This is a genomic window from Neobacillus mesonae (assembly GCF_023715155.1).
In the GTDB taxonomy this organism is placed as follows: domain Bacteria; phylum Bacillota; class Bacilli; order Bacillales; family Cytobacillaceae; genus Neobacillus; species Neobacillus mesonae_A.
This window is the reverse complement of the sequence record NZ_JAMBNQ010000024.1, coordinates 30,951-56,511: the sequence shown is the minus strand read 5'-3', so window position 1 is coordinate 56,511 and position 25,561 is coordinate 30,951. Positions and strand designations below refer to the sequence as shown.

The 25,561-nt window shown below is 40.0% G+C and carries 20 protein-coding genes; 6 read left to right on the top strand and 14 right to left on the bottom strand.

Annotation, left to right across the window (positions count from 1 at the left end; all coding sequences use genetic code 11):
• Window positions 1–150 precede the first annotated feature (150 nt).
• From M3183_RS17835 to pdxR, 3 genes are all read right to left on the bottom strand, one after another.
• Window positions 151–447 (bottom strand): hypothetical protein, encoded by a 297-nt coding sequence (locus M3183_RS17835; protein WP_251471840.1) that lies wholly within the window; start codon window positions 445–447, stop codon window positions 151–153.
• A gap of 54 nt (window positions 448–501) precedes the next feature.
• Window positions 502–1,533, bottom strand: coding sequence for a VWA domain-containing protein (locus tag M3183_RS17830; protein WP_251471839.1), 1,032 nt, complete (start codon window positions 1,531–1,533; stop codon window positions 502–504).
• A gap of 119 nt (window positions 1,534–1,652) precedes the next feature.
• The gene (gene pdxR / locus M3183_RS17825) at window positions 1,653–3,056 is read right to left on the bottom strand and encodes a MocR-like pyridoxine biosynthesis transcription factor PdxR (protein ID WP_251471838.1); all 1,404 of its coding nucleotides are present in this window, start codon (window positions 3,054–3,056) and stop codon (window positions 1,653–1,655) included.
• A 102-nt stretch (window positions 3,057–3,158) separates the two neighbouring features.
• Here pdxR and M3183_RS17820 point away from each other — a divergent pair, with 102 nt between their 5' ends.
• The gene (locus tag M3183_RS17820; protein WP_251471837.1) at window positions 3,159–3,563 is read left to right on the top strand and encodes a GNAT family N-acetyltransferase; all 405 of its coding nucleotides are present in this window, start codon (window positions 3,159–3,161) and stop codon (window positions 3,561–3,563) included.
• A gap of 112 nt (window positions 3,564–3,675) precedes the next feature.
• On the opposite strand, the gene M3183_RS17815 is transcribed toward M3183_RS17820, so the two are convergent.
• From M3183_RS17815 to M3183_RS17785, 7 genes are all read right to left on the bottom strand, one after another.
• Window positions 3,676–3,915, bottom strand: coding sequence for a hypothetical protein (locus M3183_RS17815; protein ID WP_251471836.1), 240 nt, complete (start codon window positions 3,913–3,915; stop codon window positions 3,676–3,678).
• Window positions 3,916–4,085: 170 nt separating this feature from the next.
• Window positions 4,086–5,414 carry an amidohydrolase gene (locus M3183_RS17810; protein ID WP_251471835.1) on the bottom strand — a complete coding sequence of 443 codons (1,329 nt, stop codon included), beginning with the start codon at window positions 5,412–5,414 and terminating at the stop codon, window positions 4,086–4,088.
• A 2-nt stretch (window positions 5,415–5,416) separates the two neighbouring features.
• A complete protein-coding gene (locus M3183_RS17805; RefSeq protein ID WP_251471834.1) occupies window positions 5,417–7,123 on the bottom strand; it encodes an adenine deaminase C-terminal domain-containing protein in 1,707 nt (568 codons plus the stop codon).
• 81 nt (window positions 7,124–7,204) lie between these two features.
• Window positions 7,205–8,263 (bottom strand): ABC transporter substrate-binding protein, encoded by a 1,059-nt coding sequence (locus tag M3183_RS17800; protein WP_251471833.1) that lies wholly within the window; start codon window positions 8,261–8,263, stop codon window positions 7,205–7,207.
• 270 nt (window positions 8,264–8,533) lie between these two features.
• The gene (locus M3183_RS17795; protein ID WP_251471832.1) at window positions 8,534–9,568 is read right to left on the bottom strand and encodes an ABC transporter ATP-binding protein; all 1,035 of its coding nucleotides are present in this window, start codon (window positions 9,566–9,568) and stop codon (window positions 8,534–8,536) included.
• Window positions 9,569–9,610: 42 nt separating this feature from the next.
• Window positions 9,611–10,390, bottom strand: a complete 780-nt coding sequence (locus M3183_RS17790) for an ABC transporter permease (protein WP_251471831.1) — start codon at window positions 10,388–10,390, stop codon at window positions 9,611–9,613.
• Entirely contained in the window at window positions 10,383–11,219 is an 837-nt protein-coding gene (locus tag M3183_RS17785) for an ABC transporter permease (RefSeq protein ID WP_251471830.1), read from the bottom strand. The genes M3183_RS17790 and M3183_RS17785 overlap by 8 nt, the downstream gene beginning before the upstream one ends.
• Before the next feature lie 419 nt (window positions 11,220–11,638).
• Between M3183_RS17785 and uvsE (M3183_RS17780) the strand changes: the two genes are divergently transcribed.
• The 3 genes from uvsE (M3183_RS17780) to M3183_RS17770 all read left to right on the top strand — a co-directional run bounded on the left by uvsE (M3183_RS17780) (window position 11,639) and on the right by M3183_RS17770 (window position 15,844).
• Complete coding sequence (uvsE, locus tag M3183_RS17780; protein WP_251471829.1) at window positions 11,639–12,592, top strand: UV DNA damage repair endonuclease UvsE; 954 nt, start codon at window positions 11,639–11,641, stop codon at window positions 12,590–12,592.
• Window positions 12,593–12,637: 45 nt separating this feature from the next.
• Window positions 12,638–13,603 (top strand): UV DNA damage repair endonuclease UvsE, encoded by a 966-nt coding sequence (uvsE, locus tag M3183_RS17775; protein WP_251471828.1) that lies wholly within the window; start codon window positions 12,638–12,640, stop codon window positions 13,601–13,603.
• Between the two features lie 864 nt (window positions 13,604–14,467).
• Window positions 14,468–15,844, top strand: a complete 1,377-nt coding sequence (locus tag M3183_RS17770; protein WP_251471827.1) for an amidase — start codon at window positions 14,468–14,470, stop codon at window positions 15,842–15,844.
• A 142-nt stretch (window positions 15,845–15,986) separates the two neighbouring features.
• On the opposite strand, the gene M3183_RS17765 is transcribed toward M3183_RS17770, so the two are convergent.
• Window positions 15,987–16,415, bottom strand: coding sequence for a hypothetical protein (locus M3183_RS17765; RefSeq protein WP_251471826.1), 429 nt, complete (start codon window positions 16,413–16,415; stop codon window positions 15,987–15,989).
• 355 nt (window positions 16,416–16,770) lie between these two features.
• Here M3183_RS17765 and M3183_RS17760 point away from each other — a divergent pair, with 355 nt between their 5' ends.
• Window positions 16,771–16,974, top strand: coding sequence for a hypothetical protein (locus M3183_RS17760; protein WP_251471825.1), 204 nt, complete (start codon window positions 16,771–16,773; stop codon window positions 16,972–16,974).
• On the opposite strand, the gene M3183_RS17755 is transcribed toward M3183_RS17760, so the two are convergent.
• The gene (locus M3183_RS17755) at window positions 16,971–17,540 is read right to left on the bottom strand and encodes a TetR/AcrR family transcriptional regulator (protein WP_251471824.1); all 570 of its coding nucleotides are present in this window, start codon (window positions 17,538–17,540) and stop codon (window positions 16,971–16,973) included. The two genes, M3183_RS17760 and M3183_RS17755, sit on opposite strands and share 4 nt — an antisense overlap.
• Window positions 17,541–17,715: 175 nt before the next feature.
• On the opposite strand from M3183_RS17755, the gene M3183_RS17750 reads away from it, so the two are divergent.
• A complete protein-coding gene (locus M3183_RS17750) occupies window positions 17,716–18,639 on the top strand; it encodes a DsbA family protein (protein ID WP_251471823.1) in 924 nt (307 codons plus the stop codon).
• 53 nt (window positions 18,640–18,692) lie between these two features.
• Here the strand turns inward: M3183_RS17750 and M3183_RS17745 are convergent, their stop codons facing one another.
• Both M3183_RS17745 and M3183_RS17740 read right to left on the bottom strand, forming a co-directional pair.
• Entirely contained in the window at window positions 18,693–21,824 is a 3,132-nt protein-coding gene (locus M3183_RS17745) for an efflux RND transporter permease subunit (RefSeq protein ID WP_251471822.1), read from the bottom strand.
• A gap of 157 nt (window positions 21,825–21,981) precedes the next feature.
• A complete protein-coding gene (locus tag M3183_RS17740) occupies window positions 21,982–24,345 on the bottom strand; it encodes a bifunctional YncE family protein/alkaline phosphatase family protein (RefSeq protein ID WP_251471821.1) in 2,364 nt (787 codons plus the stop codon).
• Window positions 24,346–25,561: the final 1,216 nt, after the last annotated feature.

Genomic DNA, 25,561 nt, shown 5'->3' with positions numbered 1-25,561 from the left:
ACTTCCTTTCCTCTTCTCTCCGGGCAAAATCAGACCTCCTTTTTTACCGCCGGCATCTTTCCCGCTTTTCTCTCAGGTAAAATCCCCGCTGTTCAAATTATCTAAAAAAGGCCCACAATCAACAATATGCCGGGGAGCCATCTCACTAATTCACATTTGTTTTATATTTTTCTCAATGGTTTTCTTCGTTTGTTCCAATGTTTTAACACTGAGGTCATTTAAATCTTTCTCTAACTCGTCTAAACTTTTTCCAACGAAATTATCCATGGCCTTATCTTTTTCCTGCAGGTAATTTTCCTGCTCCTTCGTAATCAGATCCTTGATAAACAATTCTTCAATAAATGAATCCAGGTTGTTTCCTTGGTTTAATTGCTTAAGGTACCAGTCATTTGACAATCCTAAAACTTCAAAATATCTTTCTGTTTCTTGTGAATCTGCATCTGACATGGCCTTGTCTTTCCATTCTTTCCAGTGTTCCAAAAGTTCCTTTGCTTTATCGAACTATTGCAGCAGTTCCTTTTGATTATTGACTGTTGTGTAAATACCATCGGCTGCATCTGCTACTTCCCGCATCTGCTTTTGACCTTCTTCATCTACATCAAAACCAATGACATTTACAATTGGGGCAATCTTTGATTCCGCTAACTGTTTTGCAGCGGACACAGGATTGCCGCCGCAGGTTTCAATCCCATCACTTACTAGAAAAACTAGATTGGTATTAGTCTTACTATCAAATGGGGCTAAATCTTCCTTTGCCTTTTTTAAAGAATCTGCAATGGGCGTCCAGCCGGTTGGTTGGAACTTTGCGAGTGCATCCCCAAACTCGTTTTGGTTATATACCTTTGAGCCATATATCAACTCAGTGCTGGAGCAGGATAATTTCTTATCGGTATCCGTATTTGACCCCTCATGTCCATATACGCGCAACGATACTTTGGCATCTTTGGGTGCAGCCGCAAGAAAATGATTAATCGCCTCTTTCGCAAGCTCCATTTTGCTCTTTCCATTCACCTTTGCTGCCATGCTTCCGCTCGCATCCAGAATAATTTCGATATGATTATTTTCTTTAAAATGATACCGGTCATCCGGCAGATTGGGGTTCCCAAAGGAATACAGCTGCCATTTTTTAATAATCGTCTCAGGATCAGGATAGTCTTCGGCAACGAGACTGTACATATAATTAAACAATTGATCAAGGTCTTGTTCCGACGCATCTTTAGGAACAGGTTTGAATTCCTGTATCTTTTTCTCAAGATCAGCCTTAAGGGTATTGGAATAAACTCCATCACCTGAAAATGGGCCGGCATATTGGTTAATCAAATCATTTATGTTTTTTGGAATTTGAGGAGCCTCTGTGATTTCCTTCTCAATTATGGATGTGCTGGCTTCTGCTGATTCTGTCGTTTTCTTATCGGGAGATTGTTCTTTTGAAACTTGAACAGCATTCGTATCGGCCTTCTTTGGCTCTTCTTTATTAGAGCAGCCTCCCATTAAAAAGAAACCCGCAGCCAATACTAGAAAAAACCTTTTCAATCTTAACACCCCATAGTACATAGCAATATTCTTCGATGTTCATAATTCTGGCATAACTGCCAACGGATGGTATAGTTAAATCCTCCTGTTTCTGCAAATATTTAAACTATATGACGAAATCAAAATCCCCAGGCTGCTTTTAATAATTGAATTCCCCTATCAATCTCAAATTCTGTTAAACCTCCAAAACCCAATAAGATTTTAGAATCCGGGCTGCCTTGGGTATCGTGAAAATAAGTAGACAAAGGATATACTTTAACGCCCGAGGCTATTGCTGACTCAATTAATGGTGCCTCTCCTATCTGTTTCTTTATTTCTAAAACAATATGAAGCCCTGAATCAGCACCAATGACGTTTACATTTTTTCCAAAATACTTCTCAACTGATGACATCAATAAAGCATGCTTTTTCCGGTAAAGAGTTCTCATCTTATTCAAATGACTCTGCCAGTATCCATCCTTCATAAAATAATAAAGGGTTTGCTGATGGAGGCGGGAGGCTGTCTGCTTATAGATCGTAAAGTGTTTCCTGTATCTTTCCAGCAAAATCGGAGGTAAAACCATATAGCTGATGCGGAGAGATGGAATCAATGATTTGGAAAACGTCCCTAAATAAATAACCTTTCCTTTTCCATCTAACCCCTGCAGCGAAGGTATCGGATTCCCTTTATATCGATATTCTCCGTCATAATCGTCCTCAATTATATAACCATCGTTTTCTTCCGCCCATTTTAACAATTCCATCCGGCGTGAGATAGGCATGATCATGCCATAAGGGAATTGATGGGATGGTGTCACATACACAACGCTTGCATTGCTTTGTTTCAATTTACTCAGGTTTATTCCATCTGAATCAAGGTCTATAGGAATGGTACGGACCCCAAGGTCTTGCAGCACCATTCTTGTTCGGTGAAATCCGGGGTCCTCCAACGCATAAATTTGCTCTTTTCCAATTATCATACCTAGTAATCCAATCAGCATTTGTGTCCCTGCACCAATGATAATTTGATCAGGTGAACACCTCACACCTTTTGAAGCAAATAGGTATTTTGCAATCTGCTCCCTTAAAACCCTCTCCCCTTGACGATTTCCATTGTAAAATAACTCGCCTTGATCCTCATATAATGATTGAATGGTTAATTTCCGCCATATCGCATATGGAAAATGGACCAGGTCAACTTTACCGGAATTGAAATCAATCAACACACGGTTCGTTTCCTTTTCCTCTTCAATTAGGAATGGCTGTGAATAGGGATAGTCAAACTCCAGCTCTTCTTCTATCACTGCTGCATATAATCCTTGCCGCGGTTTGCTGACTATAAATCCCTCTGCACTCAATTGGTCGTAAGCAGCCAGCACTGTATTGACACTTATCCCAAGATATTGGGCTAAAGATCGCTTAGATGGCAGCTTTTCATTCGATTTGATTCTGCCGGATAAAATTTCTTGCTTTATATAATTTGATAACTGCATATACAACGGTTTTTCACTATTTCTATCTAAAAAAGGGGTCATTTCAATCATTCCGGGTTCCTCCAATCATACTGGTACCATCTAAATAGTAAAATCTGATTCTTTTAATTATACCAGTTTACAGGTAAATTTTTGTAAAAAGGAGGGGTTTTGATGAATGCAAAGATTGATTACAAACTGAATACATCGATTACAGCGAAGGAACTTTCACAGCTTTTCAAAGCTTCAGGTATTAAAAGACCTGCAGATGATTTGCCAAGACTGCAAAAAATGATTACCAATGCAGATCTAACCTTTAGCGCATGGGATGGCGAAAAACTAGCGGGGATTGCGAGGGCGATAACGGATTTTAGCTATTGTTGCTATTTATCCGATTTAGCCGTTGACAAAGACTATCAAAAATGCGGAATTGGAAAAAGATTAGTAACATTACTACGAGAGGAAATTGGGGATGAGGTCACATTACTCCTTCTTTCTTCCCCTATTGCCATGGAATACTATCCACGAATCGGTTTTGAAAAAGCAGATAATGGATTTAAAATTATGAGGAGACGATGAACACAAACAGATGGTACCAAAAGAATTTCTTCTCAAACAAAAGAACCCTATAGGACAAGACAAAATATCCTGCCTATAAGGTTCTTTCTTCTCTTCTTAAGCTCCTTATTTCTTAAGCACTTGGAACGTTCGGAAGTAAACCATGAAGAGATTGGAGAAGGTTGTTAATAATGGTTGTTTGCTGCGTATTAAGCGCCCCGGTACCGTCTGTAAATACACTTACACAGACTGGACAAACTTCAACATGAATTCCCAGCAGGTTAATAGCTAGTCCACCCGGAATGTCAACAGTAAGAATCGGTGTTGAACCTTCAGGAGGAGTACACGTTTCACAGTCAGTTAATACCGCCATAAAGTCACCCCCTTTCATTCAAACTACTATATACGTATGAAAAAAGGATGGACAAGGTATAGGTATTTGGACAAGCCTTTCGAAAATAGATTTTCACCTATACCAGGAACAAGAATATGAAAAATAAAGCGGACTGCCATCCCATTTGGCAGTCCGCTTTATGGACAATATTATTTATTCAACGCTTGTAACGCCTTTCTCCTAAACCCGCATTGTTCCATTGCTTCTGAAAGCTCTGCTCTTAACTGTGCCAAATCAGCATCCGCTAATTTCTTCCCTGACACAACCTGTTTTCCATCGATAAATACGTCTCTAACATTACCGGCATTAGCGGAGTAAACCAACGCAGAATAAGGATCATAAATCGGAAACATGTTAACCGAATCGGTTTCTACCAGAATGAAATCAGCTTGTTTCCCTGCTTCAATCGTGCCGATTTGTTCTTCCAAACCTAAAGCTTTTGCTCCCCCAATGGTCGCAAGCTTTACAATCTGTTCAGCAGGGAAGGCGCTGCGGTCGTGTAAATACGTTTTATGGAAGTTTGCAAACATCCGCATTTGGCTGAATAGATCCAATGTGTTCCCGCTGCTTGGACCGTCTGTGCCCAGTCCAACAATTACACCGGCATTAATTAAATCCCGGACCCGGGCCACACCTTTTGCCGATTTCGTATTCGCACCAATGCAATGAGCCACTTTCACATCATATTTCTTCAACAGTTCAATATCATGGTCTGTCAAATGTATACAATGCGCCGCCACCAGCCTTGAACTCAACACCCCAATCTCTTCTAAAAATTCAACAGGGGTTTGGTTTCTTTCCTTCCGATACTTTTCTAGTTCAAAATCCATTTCACTGACATGCATCATCCACGGAACATCGTATTTTTTGGATAGAGCATCTGCCTTCTGCAGTACTTCAATGGTATTCGAATAGGGCGCATGCGGGCCTATAGATGCTTGAATACGATGATGTCCCTGCCATTTTGGCAGGAACTCTTCGGCGTATTGTAAACCTCCCATTGGATCCGGCACATCTACCGTTACCGTATCAATCACTGATTCCGCCAAAAGGGCACGGCTATGCATTTCATCTGCGGCTTCAGCCAGCTGCTGTTCAAAATAATACATATCAAAGAACGTTGTCACACCTGCCAGCTGCATTTCCGCAATGGCATATTTTCCGCTTGTATAGGCAAGCTGTTCATTCATACATTCATTTTCCAACGGGAATAAGAATCGGCGGAGACGGTCCGGATAGTCATCCCCTAATGATCGGAATGGAATCATGCCGATATGTGTGTGCGTATTAACCATGCCTGGCAGCAAAATTGCTCCCTTGGCATCAATACACCGATCATATGAAACAGCCTTTGGCAGGGAATCCATCGTGCCTGCTTCTGAAATTTTTTCATCGTCTACCATTAAGTAGCCATTTGGAAACTGCTCCATTTGTTCATTCATGGTTAAAACCCAGGCGTTTTTAATCAATGTCTTCATTTTTACTCACCCTCCACCAATGGAATCATCATTTGTGAACGGACATCCATCATTCCTTTGTCGGTAATTTTAATGACTGGTGAGACCGGTAAAGACAGAGTCGAAAAGGACATAATCTCATTAGTGTTGCGGTACCCCAGAGCAATCATGGCTTGGCGGACATCCTTTAATTGGGTGCCCAATTCTTGTATTGGCGCATCACTGATAATGCCCCCGACCGGCAGCGGACACACGGCCTGTACCTTTTCATTCTGTGTCACGACATAGCCGCCCTGCATGTCCAATAACTGCTTTTGTGCTGCTAAAATATCAGCTGCACTGGTTCCCATCACCATTAGATTATGATGGTCATGTGCCCAAGTAGCAGCGACAGCCCCTTTTTCTTCTAACGCATTTTCTACGAACCCGAAAGCAATATCACCTGTTTTTCCGTACCGCTCCATAACCACAATCAAGGACAGCCCGCTATTCTCCCAATCTAGATATCCATCAACCACCCTCATCTTCCGCTGAACATGCTCAGTAAACGTACCAACTTCTGCAATTTTGATCACATTAACAATGGCCTTTTCTGATTGCTTTACCTTGATACGTAAATCTTCCGGCGTTAAGGGTCGACATTGGATAGATTGATAAAAATGCGCAGGAAAATGAGGTTTTTCAGCAGGATACTGGATTTCCCTTCCACGTTCATGCACTAATTTCCCATCCTTATACACTGCAGCAATATCCAGGGTTTCAACGTCATCCAGCAAAAGAAAGTCTGCTTTAAAACCGGAGGCAATTGCTCCGCGGTCCTGAAATCCCATCCGTCTCGCCGGTGTATAGGTAGTACAGTATATGGCTTGTTCAGCCGGCATACCGTTTGATATCGCCAAACGAACATTTGCATTTAAATGTCCATTTAACAAGTCATCTGCCATCACATCATCCGTAATAATAGCCACATATTCATAGAAGTTATTTTCCACAACCATTCGGACATTTTCCGGCGTGATCGATTTTTTTTGGAATTCTAAAAACATTCCACTTGTGACCTTCTCATAGATGGATTCTGGTGTCTGATGTGTATGATCAGCTGTTAAGCCAGCATATAAAAATTTAGCTAAATCTAACCCAGAAACCCTTGGTATATGGCCTTCTAAAGGCATAAATGGCCTTTCGGTCTGAACCGTTCGTAAAATTTGCCGAATTAAAGAATCCGGTTCATTGACAATGCCATTGAAATTCATTGCCTCTCCTAAAGCAATTACTTTCGGATGCTTTAAAAGCTGTTTTACTTCCTCCACACCTATAAAACCGCCCGTCGTTTCTAATTCCGGTATTGTAGAAGGAACAGAGGAAGGAATGGCAAAGTAAATATCCATCGTACTTGGCTGTGAAAAAAACGCCCCCAGCCCTTCCATGCCAAATACATTGGCAATTTCATGGGCATCTGCCACAACTGTAGTCACCCCATGTGTTAACACGGCTTCGGAAAAAATAGCCGGAGAGGTCATGGAGCTCTCAATATGCATATGGATATCGATTAAACCCGGAGTCAAAAATTTATTGGATGCGTCCACAATTGTATCAGCCTCTAAATTTTCAAATTCATCGGCCGTAATATAATAAAATTTGCCGTCCACAACAGAAACATTTTTCTTTTCAAATTTTTTGGTGAAAGTGTTGAAAACTTGCCCATTGATAATGGCTAAATCAACTTTCATTACCTTAATCCCCCCATCTCTATGACTGTAATGGCAGAGAAAAAGGCCAAGATTTTCCCTCAGCCTTTCTCCTTACATTTTTTATTTATTTAAGATCCGATTCCATTGATTAATCCATGATGCCAGGTTTTTATTAACAAATGCTGAATCGACTTTGTTTGTGCGTTTGGCAACGTCGCCATATGTCTTATTCTGCGCTGTTTTATCATCTAATACTACTTCTTTATTTGTAGGAGCTTCGTTGAGAGAAACTGCTGTCTTTTCTTGGATTTCTTTACTTAAGCGCCAGTTAATATATTTATAGGCCAAGTCTTTATTTTTAGAGTTTTTGTTGATATTAATGGTATTAAAGTTTGCATATGTTCCTGATTGCGGAACAACATAGGCTACATCTGGATTGGCTTGTGAAATAATCGGAATCGCAAAGTCACCTACAACCGCTGCGACAATTTCTCCCGATTGGAACATGTTAGCTAAATCAGATGATTTGCTATATGTTTTGACAACGTTTGGTGCTAAATCAGTGATTCCTTTGAAAGCTGCTTTTCCATTATCTGTTGTAATATCAACATTCTCATGCTTACTTGCGACATAAAGCATGGCCGGGCCAAATGTAGAGGCAATATCAGGGATAGAGATTTTTCCTTTCAGTGAAGGATCCCATAAATCATCCCATTCCTTAATTTCCTTGCCAACTGCTTTTTTGTTGTAGATAATCCCGATACTGTTTAATGTATAGGCAGGACCTGAACCATCCGCTGCTAAATCCTTCGCACTGTCAATTAACTTTTCCATATTAGGGATTTTAGAACTGTCAATTTTTTCAAACACTCCTGCTCCTACGCCTTCTGCTGCATTGGATTGAGATAATTCAATGACATCAACCGTTGAATTCGGATTGCTTTTTAACTTAGTATAGCGCTCTGAGCTTGTCCCAGATTCTAATACAATATCTACATTGTATTTTTTCTCAAACGGTTTGAAAACATCCTGCTCCATTTTGTCTTGTTCCAAACCAAAAGTGGAGATGACTAATTTTTTCTGTTCTCCCTTTCCATTGCCGCTGTCACCGCCGCCGCATGCAGCAAGCACACTGGCAGATAAAAGTGTTACCCCTATTAAGCCTATTCTTTTCTTCATTTTTTCCTCTCCCTTTTTTCATATAATATAGAATTTATTTGCTTTGAAAATTGTCTAGCGCAAGCGCCCTAGCGGCTGGTATCCTTCGCTCTCCGCCCTGCGATAAGTCAAGCACGGATGCGCCTGCGGCTCCCCGTGTTTCCTTTATCTCAGCTGGAGCGTTCCACAAGGAAAGCCCGGCAGCATAAGCATCGCACGAAGAAAATGCGATAGCTTTTTCGAGGAGGCCATACGCCGCTGACCAGGGCGCTTCCGCTTTTCTAATTTTCATTACACAATAATGAGCTTATGGGATGGAATCGACAAGGTGATGGTATCCCCAACTTGATAGATTACATCATCCACTTCATTAACCAGTAAGGTTCCAATAGACGTTTCCACTTCATATTGGTAGGACTTTCCTAGGAACGTACGAACTTTAATTGTTCCAGATACGGTATTGGCGTCACCAGCTTCTGACACAATTTCAATATCGTCCGGCCGGATCGTTCCGGTCTTTTTTTCTTCTTCCCATTGGCGGGTACTTAGAAAAATGGTTCCATCAACAGCTTTATATTTCCCTTTTTCTATTAATGTTAGATCAAAGAAATTTTCAAAGCCGATAAAGCGGGCGACGAATTCCGTTTTTGGGTTTTTGTAAATCTCTTCAGGTGTGTCAAACTGTTCAATCACTCCTTTATTCATGACAGCAACTTTGTCGGAAATAGAGAAACATTCCTCCTGGTCATGCGTCACGAATACGGATGTAATTCCTAATTGGCTTTGGATTCGTTTAATCTCAATCCTCATCGCAATCCGCAATTTAGCATCCAAGTTACTCAGCGGCTCATCCAACAATAATAACTTAGGTTCAATTACTAAGGCCCGTGCTAAAGCGACGCGCTGCCGCTGTCCGCCGGAAAGCTGCTTTGGATAACGGTCACCTAGTTCTTCTAAGCCTGTAATCGCTAGAATATCTTTTACCTTTTGATCGATGACACTCTTTTTTTCTTTGCGTAATTTCAAACCAAATGCCACATTTTCCTTAATCGTCAAATGGGGAAACAATGCATAGCTTTGAAATACCATCCCAAATTCACGCTTATGAACCGGCACCTTTGTTAAGTTATGACGATCAACCAAGAACTCGCCGTCATTTGGTTGAATTAAGCCTGCAATCACACGCAGGGTGGTTGTTTTTCCACAGCCGGACGGACCTAATAAAGAAACCAGCTCACCTTTTTCTATTGATAGATTCAAATCTTTTAATATATCAGTCTTATTATCATAACTCACACGAATATCTTTTAATTCCACATAAGACATGATGTTTATTCATCCTTCCTTACTGTTGTAGTCTAAAGGTTTCTATGAAATACTTGCTAACCCTAATGTCTTTTCGATAATAAACATCAGAACAATCGTGCCAAGCATCAAAACAACTGATAACGCCGAAACGGATGGATCATAATTGTACTCAATATAATTCATTAAGCTTGTTGGAAGCATGGTTACACCCGGTCCTGATAAAAACTGTGACACTGGGATATTATTGAAAGAGTTGATAAACGCCAGCATAAAGGAAGCAAAAATTCCTGATGTAATGTTTGGAATAACGATTTTGAAAAACGTCTGTAATTTTGTACAGCCTAATGTCCATGAAACCTCTTCAATTGAAAAATCCAGCTGCTCTATTGTCGAACCAACCACCCGAATGACGTAAGGAAGACAAATTAGAAAGTGCCCAAGCATCAACCCCTGCAGAATAGGAAATTGAAATTGGATCACGACAAATTGGTATACAGCATAACCAACTACTAATCCCGGCACGATAGTCGGTGAAAGGAAAAAGCTTTTGATCCAATTCCGTCCGAACACCTTATGACGGGCTAAAGAATAAGCGGCCGGCACACCTATAATCAATGCAGCGAGTGTCCCTATAAAGGCTACTTCTAAACTAAGAACAAAACTGTCCATAAACGATTCATTTTGAAATACTTTGCCATACCAGTTAAACGTAAACCCTTTAATTGGAAATTGAATCGTTGAATTGGTTCCAAAAGAAGTTATGACAATAATGAGCAATGGAATTAATAGAAAGGCAAACACTAACCAAGCAAAACTTTTCAAACCGATATTTTTACGCACTTGCCTCACCTCTCTTATCCATGCGCTTAGCGACCCAGTCAAATAGCTTCATAACGATAACCGTTGCTGCGATCATAATCAGCGCAATCACACTTGCCCCTTTCCAGTTCCCTAATGCTGTAGCATTTTGATACAGGAAGGTAGCTAACATGATGTTTCGGTTTCCTCCTAATAATTGCGGGGTGGTATAGGCCGTCATGCTTCCCGTGAAAACTAAAATACTGCCGACAATAATCCCTGGTACACTTAATGGCAATATTACCTTCATAAAAGCAATAAAACGGTTGGCCCCTAATGTTTCTGCTGCCTCCATCATTTCAGAATCAATGTTTTCTAAAATCCCTACTAAAGTAATGACCATTAATGGTAAAAACAAATACACAGAGCCAATGATGATAGAAAACTCTGTATAAAGTAATGTAAGCGGCTTTGAGATGATGCCAAAATTCATTAAAGCAGTATTGATAATCCCGCCCTGTCCTAAAATGGTGATCCACGCAAAACTGCGCACCACTGAATTTGTTAACAACGGAAACAAGGTAATGGACATTAACAAACCGCGCCATTTCTTCGGACTTTGTGAAATATAATAAGCGGTCGGCACCCCTAATAATACACACACCAAAGTCGCTATCAGGGAAACACGGAGCGTCCGCCAAAAAATACCCAAATTATACTCATCCTTGAAAAACGAGATATAATTCGCGAAGGTGAACCCGCCATCAAAAAACGTAGGAAAAATGATGGAAATTAGCGGCAGCACCAAAAATAAAATCAATAGAATCATTCCCGGAGCCAGGATGATATATGGAAGTCTTCGTTGAGTCATATCCGTCCTCACTTTCCGTTTTTTCATTCTTACACAGTAAAACCTTCAAATATTCGACTATATTCACCAAATTTCGTTCTATTTCATTATAATTAACACCATCCATTTTGGCAATACAAAATACGAATAAAAAAAATAAAATCTTATACAATATTCGTGTTTTGGCTCCTGCTTATCTTTTATATTTAATAACCATCTCTAACTTATATTATTTTACGAAAGTTACTTTTAGTTACAGACTTTTCAGACTCTTATTTTAATAAAAGTGATTCTAAACCTTTCAGCCCTAAAAATGGGGGACTTTCATTCATCTTCCAAGGCAGTTTATGAACATTCCCTCAGCCTTTATTCACGTATAAAGAATGAAATTTCGTATATTATAAAAACAATTACGTTAGATACATACGAGGAAATAAAAAATGAAGATTCGGTTTGGCTATGTTGCAAATGCATTAGGATTATGGAATGCAAGTCCCTCAAAAACTGTAACTTTTACCCGCTATTCTGCTCTTCCGAAACATGAACGGATGGAAAAGCTTAGGGCGATTACTGCGGAGAATTTACTGCATACGAAGAGGATTTTATATTATAACATCGCACATGAGATTAAATTATACCGCCTTTCAAGTTCACTTGTCCCCTTAGCTACCCATCCAGAAGCCAAATGGGATTTCATTACTCCATTTAAAAAAGAATGGGAAGAACTTGGGGAAATCATCCAACAGGCCGGAATTCGGGCGAGCTTTCACCCCAACCAATTTACTCTTTTTACCAGTCCGAAAGAAGAAGTGACAATGAATGCCGTAAAGGACATGGAATATCATTATCAAATGCTCAAAGCGATGGATGCTCTAGAATTGGGACTTATTAATATCCATATTGGCGGGGCTTATGGGGATAAAAGCAGTACCTTGCAAAGATTCCATCAAAATCTAAAACAATTACCTAGTGAAATTAAAAGGGTTATGACACTTGAAAATGATGATAAAACCTATGATGTTCTAGAAACACTCATGACTTGTGAACGTGAAAACGTTCCTATGATTCTGGATTATCATCACCATATGGCGAATCCTGGAGAGGTTGACCTCCCTCTATATTTGCAAAGAATATTCCAAACGTGGAAAACACGTAATCTTATTCCAAAAGTCCATCTCTCTTCACCAAAGTCAGACCAAGCCTTTCGTTCCCATGCCGGCTTTGTTTCCATTGACTTCGTGCTCCCCTTCTTAAAAATGGCAAAGGAACTGAATCAAGACTTTGATATTATGATTGAAGCAAAACAAAAGGACTTGGCGATGCAAAGATTGGTGGAAGAAGTAGCATCAATTCGGGGAGTAAAGCGTATTACGAGCTCATCAGTGGAATGGTAAAAGGGAACCGCAAATTTATACCTTACGTCATAAGGGGTGAAAAAAATGACAATTGTCCGTCTTGGTTATGTTGCAATGAGTATGGAACTAAAAAACGCATCCCCCTCCAAAACCATGACATTTGCTCAATTTCAAAAAATTGAGGACCGAGAGGCAGCCATTCGCAAATTGGAACGGATTGCACAAACGAATTTACACAATACATTAAGACTGCTGAAACATAATGCTGCTTCTGACATCCATTTTTATCGCTTGACCTCGCGTCTTATTCCATTAGCTAACCATGAAGAGCTGCTTGATTGGGATTATATAAAGCCATTAAGGGGCCTACTTCGCGAAATTGGAGATTTTGCAAAAGAACATAACATAAGAGTTGATTTTCATCCAGATCACTTTGTTCTTATAAATTCAATGCAAAAACACATTTTTAAAAATTCTATAAAAACGTTAAAACTTCATTACCTGCTATTAAAAGCGATGGGGATTAACCCAGTCCATCGTTGTGTTATGCATGTAGGCGGGAATTACAAAGAAACTGAAAAATCACTGGAACGTTTTATTGATAATTGGATGGAGACCCCAAGGGCTATTCAAAAAATGATTATGCTTGAAAATGATGATACTTCTTTTACATTAAAAGACACCCTTTACTTATGTGAAAAACTAGACATACCCCTTGTATTTGATTATCATCACCATCTTGCTCATCATCAAGATCTAAATTGGGAAGCGGACTGGGAGCGGGTGGTGCAAACTTGGAGACATTCTCCTCTCCCCATTAAAATGCATATATCAAGTCCGAAGAGTGAAAAGGAATTTCGCCATCATGCAGATTATGTCAACAGTGAAATGTTTTTTGAATTCTTAAAGGTTATAAACGGCAGTGTCCCGCAAATTGACTGTATGATTGAAGCGAAGAAAAAGGATGAAGCCCTTTTTACACTAATGGAGGATATCAAAGCGAGGAAGGATATAAAATTAATCGACGGTTCCTCTTTCTACTTAAAGTAACACCACCTATGGATTAAAAGGTGCAGCAGCCAATACCGGTGAAGCCCCCGGCGTTACTGGCGGAGAATAATTTCCTAATACTTTGGTTTTCCCTTCATCCCAATCCCCCAAAAAAGAACCACGTTCATATGAACTGGTTCCTTTTTTGGATAGAATTATTATACTCCGTACCAATTTAAATCTGCTTCGCGTACTCTAGCCAATCATTTTTTTGTTTCTGTCTACATATCCATTGCCTGAATATCTAGTTTTCTTCCAAAACCGCTTTGTTTACTGCCGCCAAATGGGGCCGCGCCATACTAAAAACAGGACCTGCCTTTAATACCTTTGCCATACTATTTACCCACTTCCAATCATTTGTCCATACTCTAAAGGCTAAACCATGGAGGGTATCATTTGCCTTTCGAAGAGCATCCTATACATCCTTAAAACAAATGACAGATAAAAGATTTCCGCCCTGGCAATTGTCGTTTCATTAGTGACATTTTCAAATACAGTTGGTGTAAAGAAAGTTTCTGTTGCCATCCTCTCTGTTCCGCTGGCCGTCGATTACAAGATTCGCTCCTTCTTCCAGCCTTCAAGCTTCATATCGTTGAATTCTTTCTAATTGCTGTAATAAAACTATCTATGATATTTAAAAATAGATTGACCAATTACTTTCGGTCATATTGGATCCTCAATAGTTAAAAACATGAAACAGCCCGCCCTTTATATTCACCATTAACATTTCTCTTCTTTACCTCTATATATTAAATGTAATTTTTTAACACTAATTAATTGCATGAATCTATGATTTAGATATAAAATTACTGAGTATATTGAAGAATCAGTAATCTTATATCTAATAGATTTAGGAGGATCGTTATGTTTTTGATTAAAGAATTATTAGAGGGTTATGCGGGCAAAAAGTTTTCACCCGTGGAAATCACCAGGCAGTACCTTGATCGTGCCAACGAATATTCTCATTTAAATGCTTTTATCACGATTACTGAAGAAATTGCTTTACAACAGGCTAAAATTGCCGAAAAAAGATGGATGCTGGGAGAAGCAGGACGCCTGGAAGGAATTCCAGTTTCGTATAAGGATAATATTCATACAAAAGGAGTACCAACTACAAGCGGGTCCATAATTGATCGAGAGTTTGTCCCGAATAAAAATGCGAAACTGGTAGAGAACTTAAATCGAGAAGGAGCTGTAATGATTGGTAAAGCGAATATGCATGAATTTGCCTTTGGCATCACGAATAACAATCCGTTTTATGGCCCTTCAAGAAACCCATGGAATTTAGAACTTATTTCTGGCGGATCCAGCGGCGGTGGTGCAGTATCTGTTGCAGCTGATTTAGTATCAGCTTCAATCGGAACGGATACTGGGGGTTCGGTTCGAATTCCCGCTTCATGTTGCGGGTTATTTGGTTTAAAACCGACTCACGGATTGTTAGATAGTAACGGAGTAACACTTATTTCCTGGAATCTAGACCATCTTGGCCCGATTACCCGCAATGTATCTGATTTGGCGATTATGGTGGAGGCTTTGACAGGTAAAAATGTAACAACGAATCTTTTAAATTCTCAAATTACAAATTTACGAGGTTTGAAAGTTGGAGTTCCTATCAACTACTTTACAGATCATATTGAGGATGAAGTATTACATCTGTTCAAACGTACATTGCAGCAGTTTGAAGAACTAGGGGCAGTCCTAATTGATGTGGAGGTTCCTTATGCCGAGGAGGCCTTGCCGCTAACCTTTACCTTAGCTGCAGCAGAGGCTGGCTTCGTGCATAAAGAACGGATGGCGTTACATATAGATAGGTATGGTCAAGATGTTCGTCATGTGTTGGAATCAAGCTCAAGCATTTCTGCAGTAGATTATATTGAAGCACTACAAAGAAAACAAGAAATTACCAAGGCTTGTGATGAACTGCTTGAAAAAATTGATGTGCTGATCACGCCTGCTTTACCTGCGTTACCTAAACCAATCGGCCAGGAGGAAGTGATCATAAATGGTCAATCAGAACCAATCTTTAATTGTATGATCCGTTATACCTCTTACTTTAATTTAACGGGACATCCGGCCTTATCCCTTCCTGCGGGTTTAACTAACAGCAAGCTTCCGGTCGGAGTGCAAATCGTTGCCGGCAAAAGGAAGGAAAAACAGTTAATAGAAGCGGCCAAGGTTTATGAAGAGCATTATTTAGATGAGTTTTATCAACAAAGACCGCACAAAAGTCTTATTTTATAAATTTCAGAACTGCTAAAAGATAAAAGGCGCTGTTGATTGTTTGATCATCAACAGCACCTTTATTCAGCACTCTAATTTCTTTTTTAATAAATAAAAACATAAAAAAGATGCTTTCCAAAGTTTGCTTAACCTAATGGAAACCTTATATTTTGGATTTATTTTCCTTAGAAAGGGAATTATAATTTTTTAACTGCGGAGGCAGCTTTTTCTTTTTTAAATATTTTTCGTTAAGTACAAGTACTTTCCCATCCTCTGCGATATCGTATTTTCGATAAACAGATTTATATTTTTCAAATGCAAGGTTTCCTAAAATATAAGTGGGTAAAATCATGCACAGGAGAATGACTAATTGAATCATCAATTTTAATTCTTTCTCGAAGATATAAGTTGTCATGACAGCATTTGCTGCAAAAGATACCATTAAGACAATTACGACGTTACATATATGAAAAGGGAGAACAGCTTTTTTTTCATGAAACAGCTGCTCTAGTTCAAGCTTAACCAAAAGTGTCGTAAATACTGATATTGTCATCACAAAAAGAGTAAATAAATATGTAATAACAGTGGACAACTTTTACACCCCCGAACTACAATTTTATCCACATTATAACCCATTACAGAGGTTAGAATCATATTACCTTTATAAATGAGCTCTGTAAAAGTATTATCCCTCCCTAAGCCGAGATGATCTTTTACTAATTCCCTATTTTATAAATCATTACTTTATTTAAAAATATGAGAAAAAATCATTTTACATACGGTATATAGGGTGTAAGAGATTTTCACTAATTAAGGGGCATGGTTCACAATACAAATCTTATACAGCGCCTGCAGCGGTAAGACGAAGATACACTATAGCAATATCCAGGGGGACCTATAAAGTTTCTTGTCCCCTTAATAACAATGGCTTCATGGAGAATGTATCAATGATATTATGCTATCAATCTGGAGCAATTCAAAAAGGTTTAACCGAAAGGCAAATGATTTCAAGAAATGGGTCTGTCATCGTCAAATTAAAAGCGATTGATTATTACAGAAAAACCAAAGAAGAATTCAACTCAAATAAAATGGACTTGAATCCAGATAAATCGGCGGAAGATGAACTTATAAAGTTCGAAGAGCTGTCTTAGTCTTTAGAATTAAAATGAATCCCAGACAAAATATAAGGAACTGCTGACTTAATAAATTCTTCTTCAGGTACCTCTAGACCCTTTCTTCTCCATTCTAAGGAGACTCCGTAAATTCCCCAGCTTAACATGACAGCAGTAATTTTTAAGGATTCATCCTCTTCCTTTGCATTTCGTTTTAATAACATTCTGTATAAAATAACTTCGAGCTGTTCCCTAATAATACGGGCAATAGTATCCTCGTAACCCCTGTAACAGCGATTGGATAAGGACTTTTGGAAATTCGTGATTGAAATGAACATACTGACAATTGTTTCTTCATTTAGTTCATTTTCCTCGAAGATCTCAACATCTAAATTAATCATCAATACTTCTGATAGTACTTTTTCCAATAAATCATATATATCCTCAAAATGATAATAAAATGTTGCACGGTTAATCATAGCCTCTGTTGTAATATCCTTTACGGTAATATCCTTAAATTCCTTTTTACCCGAAAGTTCTATAAAAGAATCCATGATTAATTTGCGGGTGCGCTGAACCCGGGGATCCGTTTTCGATTGAGGCATTTCATTTCCCTCCACTTTTTCAACAATTTTTACAATGTGTTGGATAAACGACAAATTCAATAAACTATTGGTATTGAGTATTCTCATTATTTACTAAAATACAATTGTAGCAAATAGAAGGCTTTATTTGAAATTTAAATGTGTCCAAACAATATCTAGGAGGAGAATGAAATCGATGAACAAGAATAATATGATTTGTGATTTGGAAACAGGTGTATGCGGCGTATCCAGCGAGGCGGAGATGGAGATGATTGACTTTATTCAATCAAAAAAGTCCATTGATGTTTATTATGTAACGGATCCCATTTGCTCTCATTGCTGGGCGCTGGAACCGGTTCTCCGCCGCTTTGTTGAGCAGTATAGTCATTATTTCCATTTCCATACAGTGATGGGCGGCCTGCTGGAAAAATGGGGCGGGGGCCCGGTTGATCCTGCAAACGGTATTAGTGGACCAGCTGACGTTGCCGGCCACTGGAGGGAAGTCGGTGAATACTCCCGTATGCCGATTGATGGATCACTCATGATTGATAATCCTGTTCAATCATCTTACCCTCCTTCCCGCGTTTTTAAAGTGATCCAAAAAAATCATCATGATGAAATGGCATATGAATATTTACGCCGTGCAAGAGAGGCACTTTTTGCATTTAATCAAAATATCTCTGACCCATCCATTATGATTAAAATCGCAAATAAACTGGGACTCGATGGAGAAGCCATTGTAAAGGAAGCAGAGCAGCCAATTGGGCAGGAATTATTGAATGAAGATTTTAGTCTTGCAAGGAGCCTGGGGGTCAGAGGATTTCCAACCATTATCATGATAAATGAAGAAAACAAAGGCGTAAAAATTGTTGGCGGCCGCCCGCTGGAAAACTATGCTGAGGGACTAAAGCAAGTACTAAACAAGGAAAATCTGCAGCCAAAACAGCAGCCATCCCTTTCCATCCTTCTTGATAAAGAAAAACTTTTGTTTTCAAAAGAAATTGAAGTCATGTATGATGTTGAAAAGTCGGAAATTCCCTCATTTGTTGAAAAAGAATTACCATCAGGCAGTTTTGAAGCAAAAGAATTGCTTGGAGAAACCTATTTAGTAAAGAAGTAAATAGGATGTACAGTAAAAACCACTTCATTTTTCGGAAGTGGTTTTTACTATTATTATATGGCTGTCTTCTGCTGCATGGCTTTTGTTTTTCTCGCCTTACCCGCTTTCCTGCTCAGCCATTGATACATGATTGGGATCACCAATAAGCAAATCAGAGTAGAACTAATCATGCCTCCTACAACTACAACACCAAGTGTTTGCGAGACAATGGTATTAGCGTTGCTGGAGAAGGCTAACGGGATTAAGGTTAAGATAGTTGTTCCGGCTGTCATGAATACCGGCCTTACCCGGGAAGCCGTTCCTTGCAGGATCGCCTGCATAGCCTCCATACCGCTTGCAAGGTTTCGCTCAATCTTATCAACCAGCACAATCCCGTTAGTAACAACAATCCCTGCCAGCATTAAGATTCCGATTAACGCTGCCAGATTCCATTCCAACTCGAAAATGGCCATGCTCCATACTGACCCAATAAACGCCAGAGGGATGCACATCAGTACAGCAGCAGGGGCATACCAGCTGCGGAACACGCTGCTTACAATCATTAACACAAGCAGAATCGATAATGCCAGTGCAAGACTCATCTCAACCACCATTTGCTTCACCTGCTGTGAAATGCCTCCAAGTGAATATTCTACACCTTCCGGAAGATCCAAATTGTTCATAGCAGCTTTCACTTGTTTGGTGACCTTGCCAATATCTCTTGTGATAATATTACCCGTTACAGCTGCAAATGGACGGCCATCCCGTTCACTGATGACTGTTTGGCTGCTGGTTTCCAGCGTGGTGATTTCAGCCAGCGAGACCTGCGAGCCATCCTTTGCAGCAAACATTTCATGACCCATTTCCGATAAAATCGTTGTTTCAGGGCTTGGGTCTGCTGCACTAAGCTGGAATTCCTTATTGTCCAGTTTTATTTCAATTGGCGTTTGGATGCCGCCGGAGGAGACAGTTATCCTCACATCCTGCGGCAAATAATTTTGAACCCGTTCAAGAACTTCATCAACATTCAGACCTAAACGTTGAATTTTTTCCTGATTGAGCGACAGATAATGTTTGATTGGTGCGTCGGCATCATTTGCCGCTCCTTCGATACTTAGCCCGGGAATCATCTGCAGCTTGCTTCTCACTGAAATGCTTGCTTTGTTTAGCGCTTCCTGGTCAGCTCCCGTTAAAATCACCTTTAACCGGGAATCGTCACCGGAAATGTTTTGGTTTGAAACCGTATAAACAGCTGTAGTAGATAATCTTCCAATCTCTCCTCGCAGCTCTTTTACAAACAGATCAATATCAATTCCGTCCTTAAGTCCGGCATTCACATAGGCAATATTTTGCTTTTGCATCCAGCCGCCGCCTTCGTCAAACACATCATCAAACATTGGTGTAAAGGTCGAACCAAGTGTGGAAGAATAGGTTTTGACATCCGGATTATCTTTTAAAATGGTTTCGATATTTTTAACCTCGGCATCCACTTCTGAAAGCTGGGCCCCTTCCGGAAGCTCAATCTGGATGGCCACATCCTTCGAGCTGCCCCGCGGGAAAAAATTAACTGGCAGAAATAAAGCTTCGGCAATGGTTGCTGCAAAAACGACGAAAGCGAGTGTAACAACTACTTTTCTTCGCAAAAATGCCCACTGAATCATTTTCTGCGCTTTTGTCTCGATTTCCAAAGTCTTTGTCACAGGCTTCTTTTTCCATAAAAGATAAGCTAAAGCTGGAACAACGATAATGGAAACAGCCAATGAAGCCGCCAAGGCGATGACTACCGACCAGGCAAAGCCGGAAAAGGCGGAACTGATCATACCGCCAATAATTGAAATCGGAATAAACACAGCAGCTGTAGCAGCAGTCGATGAAACAATCGCCGGAATCATTTCCACTGCCCCCTTAGCCAATTCCTGAGCGGTTATCGATCCATTAAGTTTCTCCATTTGCTTCCTATACATATTATCCATTACAACAATAGAATCGTCGACTACCCGCCCCATCGCTACAATTAAACCGGAAATGGTAAGGATATTTAGGCTGATTCCCATTGTCTTCAGGATAGCGGTTGTGAACATAAGACAAATCGGCAGTGCCAACGCAATGATAAGGGTGGAACGAACATTCCGGAAAAAGAAAACCACACAGACAATCGAGAATAAAATTCCCAATAACCCTTCTTTCACCAATCCTTTTAAAGCATCATTGATATCCTGTCCCTGATCCACTAAAACAGAAAGCTGAACATCTTTCGACTGGATTTCTGGGATTTCTTTGATTCGTTCATTGATACGTTCCGTCACATCTGTGATGTTGGAGGAAGGTGTTTTTAGAACATCCAGCAGGACACCAGCCTGCCCGCCTGTTCTGGAAATCGTTTGTAGATCAACGATACTGGTCTTTATGTCAGCTATCTCCGATAAACCAACGGATCCGCCTCCATTAACAGGCAGAGTGACTTTTTTTAAATCATCACTATTGACCGTCCAGCCGGTAACCCGGACTGGCATCGTTACTTGGCCTGCCGGTCCGCCTTGCTCTTGGATAGTTCCTTGCGGCCAAACTGGATGCATGGATTCAAGTGCAGCTTGGACATCCTTCATGGTGATTCCATATTGTTGCACTTTATCCGTCTTCAGGTTCAATACATAACCAGAAGCGCCCGCCCCTGTTACACGAACTTCCCGTACTCCAGGGACACGTTCAATTTCATTTGCCACTTTTTCTTGAACGGATGTCCGTAAAAGATTTTCATCAATATTCTCTGAACTCGACACCAAACTTAACCGCATGATGGGAAAAGAGTTTGTACTTAATCTAGTAATCAAGGGTTCTTTCACGTCTGCAGGGAAATCAATCGCTGCCACAGCAGCCTGGATATCTTCTTCCGCTTTTTCCATATCGGTATGACCAGGAAAATAAAGGCTCACCATTAAACCGCCGTCAAATGAGCTGGTCTCAATATAGTCCAGCTTATTAACAGACCGAACTGCTTCTTCCACTTTAGCCCCCAGGATTTCCTTCACCTGATCGGCTTGATAGTTTTCAGCTTGAATGGTGACCATGAGTGCTGTGTTATTAATAGGCGGCAGGTAATCCCGCTGCATCTGAAACGCTGACATGACTCCCCAAGCAATAATCAGAACGACGCAGGTTAAAATCAAAATGGACCGTTTCATGGTTCCTTCAATAAACCGAATCATAAAATTATGTACCATCCTTTAGAAATATATTAAAAAAAAAGGCCCAGGATCAGGCTAAAAATGTGAATGACGGATTTATCTTTATCCGTATTTTCAATTAAATTCTGTTTAGATCTGCCTGGGACACTCAAGTTTTTAGTTTCAAGTCTTTATTTCACTATTTATTATGGCCCTTTCTTTCACCTGGATATGGCTTATCCCCTTTTACAGCTTTCCATAGAATCTTGTTTAATTTTTCAGGATTTGCATGGTCGACTCCTGTGAAGTCAAGTTCAGCTGATTCTTTTGCCATTGGAGCATTTTCCCCATTTTTGCGGTCAAGCGGATATCTTGGCTCCTCTACCTTAAATGGGTTAAAGACTGGCTTATGAGTGAACGAATTCAACATTGGGACAGCAGAAGCATCGAATTGGGTCATTGGCTTCATGCCCAGAATCATTTCCATTGTACGAAGCATGGAGGTTGTATCATACAAAGTGCTGTCCACTTTGCCGGTTTGTGTATATGGGCTGATCACAAGCGATGTGGTACGGTGAGCGTCAACAGAATCCCAGCCGTTTTGGGCGTCGTCTTCTGTTACAAAAATAGCTGTGTCCTTCCAATATGGAGAATTGCTGACTGTCTCAACCAGTTTTCCTAGTGCATAATCGTTTTGGGCAACCATGGCTTGAGGTGTGAGTTCTCCTACTCTTGTTCCGAGCGTATGGTCGTTCGGCAGACGAACAATCTGCAGCTGCGGCAGGTTCCCATTCTTTTCATATTCCTTAAACTCCTCTTCCCAAGCATCATAGCGGACAAGGTCAGAGATTTTAAGATTATAAGAAGGAAAATCCGGGTCATAGTTATTGCCCATGCTGGATTCAGCCGCTACATATTTTCCTGTATTTTTGTCATAGTTGATGAACTCGCCATAGTTTCTAAAGGTTACGCCAGAGCGAAGTGCATTGGTCCATAAGAACCCTGCTTTAGGATAAGCCGCTTCATTTCCCCCTTCATAATCATAGCCTCTATTCCTTCCTGAATAGTTGGCCATCCATGTCTTTTCTACATAGTCATTGGCTGTTGCCGCTGTAGTCCAGTTATGACCCTGAGCGCTGATTTCGGCATTGGCATAAAAATTATCCAATAAAACAAACTGATCAGCGAGTTTATGAATATTTGGTGTAACATCCTCACCAAAGATGGTTAAGCTTGGATCACCATTTCCTTTTTCCATATCACCGAATACTTGATCATAGGTACGATTCTCTTTAATCACATAGATAACGTGCTTGATGGGTGATTCTTGCCCCTCAAAGCGAGGAATTGGGAATTTCTCACTGGCACTGAATCCCTTCGGTTGATAGATTTCATTATTCTTTTCTACCTGTTTCGTATACCTTTTCAACTGCGTATTATCAGGGACATCGATAAACGACATGGTTCCTTTCATCATATTCCCAATGTATTGCCCTTCCCGGTTGGAACCTGCTCCAAGACCTTTGGCATTTAAAACAAGCAGTTGATTCTCATGTGTATAGATGCTGCTTGGATACCAGGCAGTCGGAATTAATCCGGTTACTTCTCCCTTTTTCAAATCGACAACTGCCACATCGTTATTCCCGCCATTAGCAACATATAATGTTTGTCCATCCTCACTTAATGAAAGTGCATTTGGCTGGCTTCCCATCGGTGCATTTTTGTATGGGCTGAGTGAGATCGTTTTAATTTCTTTTTGTTGGTTAGGATCCACCACAGAAATCGAATCGCTGTCAGAATTGGAAACATAGATCATCCCATTCGCTTTATTTTCAATAATGGCATTAGGATGCAGACCGACTGGAATGGTCCTTTTGACAGAAAGATCAGACGGGTCGATAACGCTGATGCTGCTTTCTCCCCAGTTGGTAACGTAAAGGGATTTCCCATCTTGACTTAACAGTGTTGTGTAAGGATTTTGACCAACTGCCGTTGTTTTTTGGATTGTCTTTGTTACAAGGTCTATCTTGGAAACAGAGTGGTTTAAGTTATTGGCTGCGTAGAGCGATTTCCCATCCTTCGAAACGGAAATTCCTGCTGGATAGAAATTTGTTTTCTTAGCGTCTGTCAGCATTATGGACGCTTGTTCCGTTAAAGTCCCATTCTCAAATTGGAAAGTGCGAATTTTGTTATTGCCTCCTGCTGATGCATAGACTGTTTTCCCATCCGGGCTGAACGCTACCCCTAAATAGAGGGATTCAGGAGATTTGTAAGGAATTGTCTGTACAACCTTCTGAGTGTTTAGGTCCACTACCTGAAGTGATTGTTCCCCTTGGCCATCATTGGAAACGATTAGATATCGGTGATCTGGGCTAAGTGCACCGCCCATTGGGAAATCCCCCAGGGTTACTTGTGTTCCCGCAGGTGTCACTTCCCATCCATGAGGCGTGACGGCTGTGTCATCTGTTTTCGGGCCAACCAATTGCGTATAACCGGCATATGCTGAAGTGGAACCAAGCATTAATGCCGCTAGCGATAATGCTGCTATCTTTTTCTTTTTCATGAAAACCTCTCCCTTTTTGTAAACTTATTACAGTGTAAATACTACTCCCGCTTTGTAAATTAGAAGTTAAGTAGAGTTAAAAAAATATAAATTTAAATAGGAAAATTGGGGGATTGATTCTTCCAATTAGTACTTTTCGCTCAGTTTTTATATGCTATGATGCCTAAAAGTAATTAAAAAAATAACGATAGTTTCCAATTCGGAAATAAAAAAGGTTTCCCATAAGTTTGCTTAACTCATGGAAAACCTTTTGTTTTCATTTTATTTATTTTTCAGCCGTGTTGTAATTTTGATTAACAGTTTTATACCGAACCAGAGCGTTATTCAACATTTTATCTTGTCATTTTTATATAAAACAGATAGAAATAGGATATTAAAGAAGAGCCTCATTAAGGCTTTGGCCGAGATTTCGACTAAGGAGGACTTACTTGTTGTGGAGAGGCCAGCCATATTCAATGGTATAACGGAATTAATACCGGAGAATTTCCATCTTTAGACTTTTACTCTTATGAAAAGCCACTATACTTTGTCGATATCCACTCATAATTTGTAGATATTTCCCGGGAATTTGTTGAAATTTGAAATATAGTGAACCCTAATAATCTGAACAAAGGAATTTCTCCTTTTTATTTCGACTACTTAGATTAACCACTTTGATTCAAAAGAAGAGCTTGGAATTTCCATGCATATCGGGTATTACAATCTCTTGTCTTGTATTCCTCTAACGATACAGAAGGTCTTTAGCTGTAAAAGCCCAGCAGTATACCCGTATCGCCTAACGCTATAAGCGCTATCATGTCTGTTTGAACAAAAACCAGCAATCACCATTTCTCAAAAACTATATCCATTCACTCTAAGATTTAGCTATTGATATAGATCTTATCTCATATCAGAATCCTCTTTCTTAAAGGTGAAGGTTCTGGGGATTTATTATATAAGTTATATCGCCCGGCGATACAAATCAAAAAACGGGGTCGATACGCCCTATTCTTGTGGACTCTAGCAATGACCAATCTTGTCCTTTTTAGGACCTTTCTTAGATATCACAATTGCCTTCTTTTCGAAAAGGGAAGAAATGACATCCCCATTTTTAATTTTAGCATTCGTTTTTTATGCCGAGCTTCCAATAGTAGAACTTATTACATGATGATCTTGCTGGGGACGGGAAATGGTTGTTTTAAGCTGTGTTATATCGTTTGTCAGTCGTTACCATTTT